Consider the following 6,300-nt stretch of genomic DNA (forward strand, 5'->3'; position numbering starts at 1 on the left):
AGGATGCCGCGATCATTGCTGTCCACCTTCGGCCCCCTCGCCGAGCAGGTCGAGAATTCGGTTCTGTAGCGCCAGGGTCTGCTCGGCCGTTGGGTCTACCGGAGGTGGCACTGGCGCAGGTGGCGGCGCCTTGGCGGCAGCCGCGCGTGCGCGCAGCGCGTCGGTCTCAGCCTCGGTGCGCTTGAGCAGCGCCAGGTGCATCTCCCGCTGCTGGGCCTGCGTGGGGTTGGGCGGCGCGCTGTATTCGTCGTCGTCAATGCCGTCCTCTTCCGGGTCATCCTCGCCCGGTGCAGCAGGGACACCCATTGGGTCCACCCACAGACCCATCTCCTTCTCGCGGTCCATGTCGACCTTGCGCTCTTCGTCCACCGTGTCGGCGTCGTCACCGCGCTCGCCGATGACACTGGAGCGGCTGCGGAAACCGTTCGTGACTTCCGCTGCCTTGCCCTGCACGTCCTGCACGGGGTGGATGTAGGCCCAGCCGTGGGGTGCGTGCTCTACGCGAATCACGTCGTCGTACTCGGCCAGTGTGATCTCCCCGGCCAGCAGCGCTGCGTCAGCGAACCACTCGATCACGCGCTGGCAGAACATCGGGATCACGATCTGCCACTGGCGCTGCTCGGCAAAGCGGCGGAAGTCGTTGATCACGACGCGCAGCGTGCGGTCGCTGACCTCGCGGATGTCGCCCGCCATCAGCTCGTACGGCAGGCCAGCGCCCGCCGCCGTGCCCAGATGGGTCGTGCGCATGTAGTCGCTGTAGTTGGTGCCGGCCTCGGGAGGGTTGGACCACTCCATCTTCTGGCCGTCCTCCAGCTCTTGCACTAGGCCGGGCCGCAGCGGGACCAGCGGCTCGGGGCTCACACCGTCGGTCTCGTACGGCGTGCCTGTTAGCGCGCCGTTGTTCGGGTCGTTCGGGTCCAGTGGGGGCAGCGTGCGCGAGATCGTGGCGACGAACAGGTTCGCCAGCTTCTGGCGCTCCAGCGTCGCGTCCTCGTAGTCCACGGCGTTGCGCTGCTTGACCAGCACCGAGGCCATGGTGGGCACGCCGCGCAGGGCACCGGGACGGTCGGGCTCGAACATGTGGATCATGTCTGATGCCGCCACGCGCACCAGCGCGTCGGGGTCCATCACGCCCATGAACCCCTTGTCGCCCGGGTGCTGTTTGTAAACCCAGTACGCCACGCGCTTGCCGCGCTTGTTCAACTCGATGCCGGAGCGGATGACGTGGCCGACAGGCAGGCCCTTCCACTGGTCCGCGTCCATGAGCGGCACCATGTCGGCCTCCAGCAGTTGCACCTGCATGGGCACCGCGAGGCCGTCTTCGTCAAGGAACCGGGCACGACGGCGGGCGAACACCTCACCGGCGGCCAGCCACGACTTCACGGCCAGGGTCTGCTGGCCGTAGCCGTCGAGCACGCAGTCGGCGTCTGCCTTCTTCACGAAGTCGTTCCACAGGTCCGTCAGTTCCTGCTTGCGTGTCTTGCTGGTGATGCGCTTGAAGCGCGGCGTGATGGCGATGCCGACGAGGTTGGTGGCCCACTTCTGGGTGACGCTCTTGGCGCTCCAGTCGTTACGCACCGCGTCGTGCGAGCGGTTGCGGATCGTCTGCAGGCCAGCCATGGCCGTGTTGGGGCCGCTGGAGGGTGGTGTCCAGCCAGCGAGGCGGCGGCCCTGCCCTGCGGCGTCGTAGCGGTTGGTGAACGTGCGTGCGGCCTGGGCGACCGGAGTCTGCTCAGGCTGGGGGTTCTTGGGTGGTCGGCCGATCAACTTGCCGTTTGCGCTGTACCGAGCCATCAGTCGTACCCTCGACCTGCGTAGAACGCATAGGACTGGCGGGGGCGCTGCGGGCTTTGTGCGGCCAGTTCCTTCTTCATGTCGTCCCGGGCCTGGATCAGCGACTCCGGCGTTCCGTAAATGACCGTCTGCCCGCCGAGGGTGACGGATCGAACGCCAGCCGCAATGGCCGCGTTTAGATTGTCGATGTCTGCCTGGGTGACGGCCATGGTTGATCCGATATGCGAAATGATCGGCATCATCGGCGAGGTGGCGCGAAAACGGCCTGCGGCACGATTTCGGAAAAAAGAAAGACTTTCTTTTTACGGAAAGTCTTTTAAAAGGAGACGCTGATGGCGGCGTCTGCTGCTGAGACAAGTCGATGGTGGCCGTGTTTGGTTGGTCAGACCCGCGCTGAACCCCGGCCACTGGGCGCCACACTGCGAGAACCACCTCGCGGGCATTTAGCACCATCGAGTCTGCAGTCTGGTGCGCTCCCCCAGGATCGCCCAGAGGCCAAACTGCAGGCTTGCTAGTTCCCGTCTCTCCGGGATGTCACGTAATTACCTCACGGGGCCTACCGCACCAGTACGTTCGGTGCTGCTACTGCCGTGACAGGATCGCGTACTCGCATGCTTCCGGCGATCATCCCTTTGCCGCCGTCGAAACGGCGCGCTGCGCGGGAGAGATGTTGAAGAATGACCCAGCTCACATGAAGCAGTGTTTACGCACCACGATCACAAGGTTTTCGCATGAAAGTCAGTTTGGCGAGGCGCTAACCCTCGGCCGCTGGGCCACCTTCAAGTGTGACGCCTGAACATCAACTCCGGGGTACTACCGGAGGTTGTCCCTTGCGGGTGGCCCTTTCCGGCCAGGTGTCACACTTGAAGGCCCTGCTCGCGCAGGCTCCAAGTTCGGGTCGCAGGGAGTGTTGGATGGCGCGGACATCACCCCGTTGTTAAGGGAGCTTTTACTACAGCACCACGTGGTGCGAGAGTGCCTTTGTTCTCACTTTTTCACTGTGCGACCTTCAAGTGAGAGGCCGATTTACGGTGCTACGCTGCCTTGCGTGAGAATGGCAGTGGCACCTTCTTATCAGTCTCTCGCTTGAAGGCCCTGCTCGCGCAGGCTCCAAGAATCCGTAGGTGGATCAGCCCCTTCCCCTTTCGCGTTTGAGAGCGCGCCGGCTTAGGGTCCGACCGGAGGACCGTTACTGGGTGTAACCCAGCCTCTTCGTCACCGAAATCTTCCAGTTGGTTTGAGAGCCTTTCGACTTTTAAACTCCGGCCACTGGTTGCGCTGGCCTGGTTCGTATTATCGCGTTTGCGAAATAAAGGTCAAGGGTTTTTAAGCGCAGGCCCGTGCCATTTTGGCATTTTTGCGATTTGCTGAGCGCGCAGCTTGAGTGCTCGCAACCCAGTTCATCAAGCCGCGTCCGTAGGCGCCTGCCTGACGCTGCTGGGACGTGCGTGTGCCGTCGCCAATGGTGAAACGACGACCTGGGCCGCGTTTGGTGTGGCTGGCCGAGCGCATCTTGCCGTAACCTGGCAGGCCCACGTTGGCTACGCCGAGGTGCTGCAGCAGTTGGCAGGCCGTGTTTGGGCCACTGGCCTTGACGCGGTACGCCTCCATGCTCTGGGTCACCTTTTCAGATGCTGCACCAAGAGCAGCAAAAGCGGCTGCCTTGAGGGACAAAGAACGGGGCTCGGACGGTTGCATATTTGCCTTTCAAAAAGATCGTCGGACTGACGTTGTTGCGATGTGTGTAATTTAGCAAACGCGCAAGAAGTCGTCAAGCGATTTCAATACTGCGCCACCGCACTTCGCCGTGGCCTGCGCACAGGCCGGAGTACGCGCACTTCTTCTGCAGGTGGTAAGGCGATAACGCTGTTTTCCTGCGCTGCTCGGCGATCTTCGCGCGCCACGATCTCGCTGTTGCGGTCGAGCGGCGCCAGCCATGGCTGCACGACGTTCCAGTCCTTGATCTTGTCGAGCTGCATGCGCAGCATACCCGCCATCATCATNTGCGGTCGAGCGGCGCCAGCCATGGCTGCACGACGTTCCAGTCCTTGATCTTGTCGAGCTGCATGCGCAGCATACCCGCCATCATCATCCGGCAAAGGTCAAAGCTCTCGTTGCGCTTGCGGACCTTCTGCCAGGTGCCGTTCTTGCCGCGCACCTCGGCCTCCAGCTCGTCAAAAAACGCCTGTGGCAGCCAGCCGTCGGGGTTCTGTGTGGGGTGTTTCGGCTGAGGGAAGTGGTAGAAACCCGGCCCCGGCATGGTCCGACGCAGGCCCGCCGCCACCATGTCCGACAGCAGGTTCGGGTTGCAGATCAGCAGAGGGATGTCGCCCTTGGTCCCTTTGCGGCCACTCACTAGGGTCTCCCGGATGATCGGTGCCTTGGGCTCGGACGCACCCTTGTAGAGCGTGACGCGGTGCGCATGTCCGGCCTTGCGCACGCGCCGATACCAGGCGTAGGCGTTATGGGTCACGCCGTCCTCGCCCCCGGTGTCCACCGTGAGCATGCGGATTTTGATCTCTCGGTTGGGGTCCGGTGTCTTCCACGTGGCGTCGAGCAGCTTGTCCGTCAGCACATCCCAATCTTCAGGAAAGCTGGCGGGGTCGATAGGGGCAAACTCGCTTCCCATTCCGGGCCTTTTCGAGTGTTTTATCTCGAAACGATCCACCAACCACTGCTCCATGTGCACGCCGACGGCGTGGAGTTGCACCACGAAGCGCGCGTTCACCCCGCCCTGCACGTCCACGGAGGCCGAGAGCATGCGTGTCTGCTCGGGTACCTGGTAGCGGATCAGGTCGTTTTCAGCGCGGTCCTGCGGTCGGGCACGTCCTGATTGGGACTCCTTCAGGTGCCGCGAGATGTACGGCATGCCCTGGTCCACGTTGATCGCGTTCTTCAGGGCCTCTTCCGATCCGCTGAGGGCATAGTGGCGCAGGCCCTGCAGGTGGCGCACTAGGATAGAGCGCCACGGTTGGAACGCCGCCGCCACGCCGCCCAGCCAGAACCCGGCGATGGAAGATGTCATGCCCTCGCCCACCAGTTCGTCGTCAACGGTCAGTGTCATGCCGTCCCGCAGCCACCGGCCGTTGGCGTTCAGAGCCTTCTTCTGGTCGGCGCCGTGCAGCGACCCACAGTGGGGACACACGATCTTGGCGTAGTGCTCGGCGAGCTTGTCCAGGTTGGCGCTGCGCACCGTCTCCAGCAACTCGTCGTCCGGGGGTAGGTTGAACAGACCAACACCGGGCGCGGCTTCAAACCACTCGCGGCAGTCGTGGCACTTCCAGTACCACCGGCGCCGGTCGCTGGTGTTGTAGATGCCAACCACTCCGCGCACCGGCGGGGCCTCGTGCGGGGTAGACGGTTTCCAGTTCGGGTCTTCGATGTCGCGCCCGGGGCTGGACTCAACCAGGCACATGCCGCGCGACAGGAAGGTCTGCGTGCGCTTGAGCCCCAGCGGGAACGGCGCGCCCTCGCCGCCCACGTCGTCCGGCATACGGTCGTAGTCGGTGAAGGCCACGTAGCGATAGGTGGAGCCGGACAGGTTGCTGACGGTGGGCCAGCCGATCTTGAGCCACATGCCGTGGCGAAAGCTCTTGTCGAACGTGTTGTCGGCGTTGGCGTTGCGCGAGACGAGCGCAGCCAAGTCCGGGCTGTGGCGCAGTGCGCGGTCCACGGTGGTCTTGGAGAACTCGCGCGCCTTCTCTTGGGACATGTGGATGATAGCCATGTCGCCAGGGTCGTTGACCACGGCGTGCGCCATCCAGCCGGTGATCAACCCCTCGGTTTTCCCGCACCGTGCTGGACCGACGAAGGCGACGGCCTCGTGCCGGCGGCTCGCCAGCGTGTCGATTGGCTCGCACATGTAGGGTGTTTCGGTGGCCGACCATGGGGCGGTGGTGCCGCCGGTCTGCTTGACGATCAGCGAGGCGGCCGCGCCTTGGCTGACGGAAACCCGCTTGGGTGGTCGGAACGCTGCGTGAGGGGAGAAAACGTCCTGTACCGCTTTGGTGAAATCGTCTGCCACTCAGCCTCCGAACAATTCGAACTCTTCAGCCAAGGTGTTCAGTGCGTCGTCAATCGTCTTGCTCACCGTTTCGCAGGTCTCCGGTGCCACGCCCTCGCGCCGCTCCAGCAGGTCGGGGATTGAGCGCAGGGTCTGGGCGATGGATGCGAACGCGGTGGCGCAGGCTTCGCGCACAGCCTCGCGCTTCACGTACTCGCCCTCCTTGATGCGGTAGTCCAGCTCGACAGTCTTGGCCGTCCATGCCTCCTTGCGCGCCCGGGAGACGGCGTACTCAACCTCGCCCGCGTCCTCCAGTTCCTTGCGCACCTGGTCCTCGAACACCTTGGGCTTGCGGCCAGCGTTCTCGCGTTTGCCGCCCAGCCGGGGCACGTCGATCTCGATGCCTTCGACGTATTCGCTCATGCCAAAGGTGCCGCAAAGGCGTCACAGAATGTGTTGCTCATACGCCAATTCTACTTGTTGCGCAGGTATTTGCGCAATCG

The 6,300-nt window shown here is 63.6% G+C and carries 6 protein-coding genes; all 6 read right to left on the reverse strand.

What is annotated here, in order from left to right:
- Window positions 1-12: 12 nt before the first annotated feature.
- The 6 genes from I6F49_RS19850 to I6F49_RS19875 all read right to left on the reverse strand — a co-directional run bounded on the left by I6F49_RS19850 (window position 13) and on the right by I6F49_RS19875 (window position 6,220).
- Window positions 13-1,794 carry a phage portal protein gene (locus I6F49_RS19850; RefSeq protein ID WP_181870799.1) on the reverse strand — a complete coding sequence of 594 codons (1,782 nt, stop codon included), beginning with the start codon at window positions 1,792-1,794 and terminating at the stop codon, window positions 13-15.
- Window positions 1,794-2,003, reverse strand: coding sequence for a phage head-tail joining protein (locus I6F49_RS19855; RefSeq protein WP_181870798.1), 210 nt, complete (start codon window positions 2,001-2,003; stop codon window positions 1,794-1,796). The genes I6F49_RS19850 and I6F49_RS19855 overlap by 1 nt, the downstream gene beginning before the upstream one ends.
- Before the next feature lie 1,117 nt (window positions 2,004-3,120).
- The gene (locus tag I6F49_RS19860; protein ID WP_197161963.1) at window positions 3,121-3,492 is read right to left on the reverse strand and encodes a hypothetical protein; all 372 of its coding nucleotides are present in this window, start codon (window positions 3,490-3,492) and stop codon (window positions 3,121-3,123) included.
- 83 nt (window positions 3,493-3,575) lie between these two features.
- The gene (locus I6F49_RS19865; protein WP_197181721.1) at window positions 3,576-3,773 is read right to left on the reverse strand and encodes a hypothetical protein; all 198 of its coding nucleotides are present in this window, start codon (window positions 3,771-3,773) and stop codon (window positions 3,576-3,578) included.
- A 20-nt stretch (window positions 3,774-3,793) separates the two neighbouring features.
- Window positions 3,794-5,818, reverse strand: coding sequence for a phage terminase large subunit family protein (locus tag I6F49_RS19870; protein ID WP_197181722.1), 2,025 nt, complete (start codon window positions 5,816-5,818; stop codon window positions 3,794-3,796).
- Window positions 5,819-6,220 carry a DUF1441 family protein gene (locus I6F49_RS19875; protein WP_197161960.1) on the reverse strand — a complete coding sequence of 134 codons (402 nt, stop codon included), beginning with the start codon at window positions 6,218-6,220 and terminating at the stop codon, window positions 5,819-5,821.
- Window positions 6,221-6,300: the final 80 nt, after the last annotated feature.

Source organism: Pseudoalteromonas sp. SWN166, from assembly GCF_015864485.1.
Lineage (GTDB): Bacteria > Pseudomonadota > Gammaproteobacteria > Enterobacterales > Alteromonadaceae > Pseudoalteromonas.